Consider the following 3,022-nt stretch of genomic DNA (forward strand, 5'->3'; position numbering starts at 1 on the left):
ACGTGAAATCCTGCCGGATCCCAAGTTCGGCAATGTAGAGCTGTCCAAATTCATGAACGTGATCATGGAAGGCGGCAAGAAGGCAGTTGCAGAGCGCATCATTTATGGCGCCCTGGAACTGATCGAGAAGAAGCACCCCGACAAGGACCCCCTGGAGGCCTTCACCGTTGCCATCAACAACGTGAAGCCCATGGTGGAAGTGAAGTCCCGCCGCGTGGGCGGTGCCAACTACCAAGTGCCAGTGGAAGTGCGCCCTGTGCGCCGCCTGGCCCTGTCGATGCGCTGGATCAAGGAAGCCGCCCGCAAGCGTGGCGAAAAGTCGATGGCCCAGCGTCTGGCCAACGAACTGCTGGAAGCCACCGAAGGCCGTGGCGGTGCCATGAAGAAGCGTGACGAAGTTCACCGCATGGCCGAAGCCAACAAGGCATTCAGCCACTTCCGCTTCTAAGCGAATCGACGACCGTTCTCGTCGCCAAGCGCAAGGCTGCCGGCATTTCTGCCTGCAGCCTTGTGGCGGTTGAGGCGGTCACAAAATTGACGGATCGCCGCCCCACAATGGCTGCCCCGTCCCCTGAATAACACGACCCATCCAAGGACTCACCATGGCTCGCAAGACCCCCATCGAGCGCTACCGCAATATCGGTATCTCGGCCCACATCGACGCTGGCAAGACCACGACGACCGAACGTATCCTGTTCTACACCGGTGTGAACCACAAGATCGGTGAAGTGCACGATGGCGCTGCCACCATGGACTGGATGGAGCAGGAACAAGAGCGCGGCATCACGATCACCTCGGCTGCCACGACCTGCTTCTGGAAGGGCATGGACATGTCCTACCCAGAGCACCGCTTCAACATCATCGACACCCCCGGCCACGTGGACTTCACGATCGAAGTGGAGCGTTCCATGCGCGTGCTGGACGGCGCCTGCATGGTGTACTGCGCCGTGGGTGGCGTGCAGCCCCAGTCGGAAACCGTCTGGCGCCAGGCCAACAAGTACAAGGTGCCCCGCCTCGCGTTCGTCAACAAGATGGACCGTACCGGCGCCAACTTCTTCAAGGTCTACGACCAGATGCGCCTGCGCCTGAAGGCCAACCCCGTGCCCGTCGTGATCCCGATCGGCGCTGAAGACAACTTCACCGGCGTAGTCGACCTGCTCAAGATGAAGGCCATCATCTGGGACGAAGCGTCGCAAGGCATGAAGTTCACCTTCGAAGAAATCCCTGCCGACCTGGTGGAATCTGCCAAGGAATGGCGCGAAAAGATGGTCGAGGCTGCTGCCGAAGCCTCCGAAGAGCTGATGAACAAGTACCTGGAAGAGGGCGACCTCTCCGAGGAAGAGATCAAGCTCGGCCTGCGCACGCGCACGATCGCCACCGAAATCCAGCCCATGCTGTGCGGTACGGCGTTCAAGAACAAGGGTGTGCAGCGCATGCTGGACGCCGTGATCGACTATCTGCCGGCACCTACCGACATCGATGATGTGACGGGTACCGACGAAGACGAAAACCCGGTCACCCGCAAGGCGGATGACAGCGAGAAGTTCTCGGCCCTGGCATTCAAGCTGATGACCGACCCGTTCGTGGGCCAGCTGACCTTCGTGCGCGTCTATTCCGGCGTGCTGACCAAGGGCGACACCGTCTACAACCCGATCAAGGGCAAGAAGGAACGTATCGGCCGTATCGTGCAGATGCACGCCAACGAGCGCCTGGAAGTCGAAGAAATCCGCGCCGGCGACATCGCTGCCTGCGTGGGCCTGAAGGACGTCACCACCGGCGAAACGCTGAGCGACATGGACTCCCAGATCATTCTGGAGCGCATGGTGTTCCCAGAGCCCGTGATCACACAGGCCGTGGAACCCAAGACGAAGACCGACCAGGAAAAGATGGGCATCGCCCTGCAACGCCTGGCTGCCGAAGATCCTTCGTTCCGCGTGAAGACCGACGAAGAGTCCGGCCAGACGCTGATCGCCGGCATGGGTGAGCTCCACCTGGAAATCATCGTGGACCGCATGAAGCGCGAATTCGGCGTGGAAGCCAACGTGGGCAAGCCCCAGGTGGCATACCGCGAAACCATCCGCAAGACGGTGGAAGAAGCCGAAGGCAAGTTCGTGCGCCAGTCCGGCGGTAAGGGCCAGTACGGCCACGTCGTGCTCAAGATCGAGCCCAACGAAGCCGGCAAGGGCAACGAATTCGTCGACGCCATCAAGGGCGGTGTGGTTCCTCGCGAATTCATCCCCGCAGTGGAAAAGGGCTTCCACGAAGCCGTCACGCAAGGCGTGCTGGCCGGCTACCCCGTGGTGGACGTCAAGGTCACGCTGCACTTCGGTTCGTACCACGATGTGGACTCGAACGAACTGGCGTTCAAGATGGCCGCGATCTTCGGTTTCAAGGAAGGTTGCCGCAAGGCCAACCCCGTGATCCTGGAGCCCATGATGGCCGTGGAAGTGGAAACGCCTGAAGACTACGCCGGTACCGTGATGGGTGACCTGTCTTCCCGCCGTGGCATGGTCCAGGGCATGGACGACATTCCGGGCGGTGGCAAGGCCATCCGCGCTGAAGTGCCCCTGTCGGAAATGTTCGGCTACTCGACCTCGCTGCGCTCCGCAACGCAGGGCCGCGCCACCTACACGATGGAATTCAAGCACTACAGCGAAGCGCCTCGCAACGTGTCCGAAGCCATCATGGCTGCACGCGCCAAGTAATTGGTGCGCTGGGTGAAAGGTCTGCCTGCGCAGGCCTTTCCCCATTGGTTTTCTGATCCATACAGCTGCTATCGCCCGCCTGGCGGGCGCAGGCAGCTATACAAACAGTAGCAAGATTCTTGCAATCTGCGACCCGGTGCCGTCCTGTTGCCCTGTGCGGGACGAATCAGCAATCGGGTGCAGACGTTAAACCCCAACACAGGCAATGCTCTTTGGAGATTCAAAATGGCAAAAGGTAAGTTCGAACGTACCAAGCCCCACGTCAACGTGGGCACGATCGGCCACGTGGACCATGGCAAGACGACGCTGACGGCAGC

Annotated in this window: 3 protein-coding genes; all 3 read left to right on the plus strand. The window is 60.6% G+C overall.

All coding sequences use genetic code 11. The annotated features are described in order from the left end of the window. A partial coding sequence (gene rpsG, locus ACIGHN_RS24625) for a 30S ribosomal protein S7 (protein WP_396506722.1) occupies positions 1 to 448 on the plus strand: 448 nt, incomplete at its 5' end. 154 nt (positions 449 to 602) lie between these two features. Beyond that, positions 603 to 2,705: an elongation factor G gene (gene fusA / locus ACIGHN_RS24630; protein WP_056410094.1), complete on the plus strand. Its 2,103-nt coding sequence runs from the start codon at positions 603 to 605 to the stop codon at positions 2,703 to 2,705. A 225-nt stretch (positions 2,706 to 2,930) separates the two neighbouring features. Next, positions 2,931 to 3,022 (plus strand): GTP-binding protein (locus ACIGHN_RS24635; protein WP_005434227.1); only part of this gene is annotated, 92 nt, incomplete at its 3' end.

It is taken from the genome of Acidovorax sp. NPDC077693, assembly GCF_044542805.1.
Lineage (GTDB): Bacteria > Pseudomonadota > Gammaproteobacteria > Burkholderiales > Burkholderiaceae_C > Acidovorax.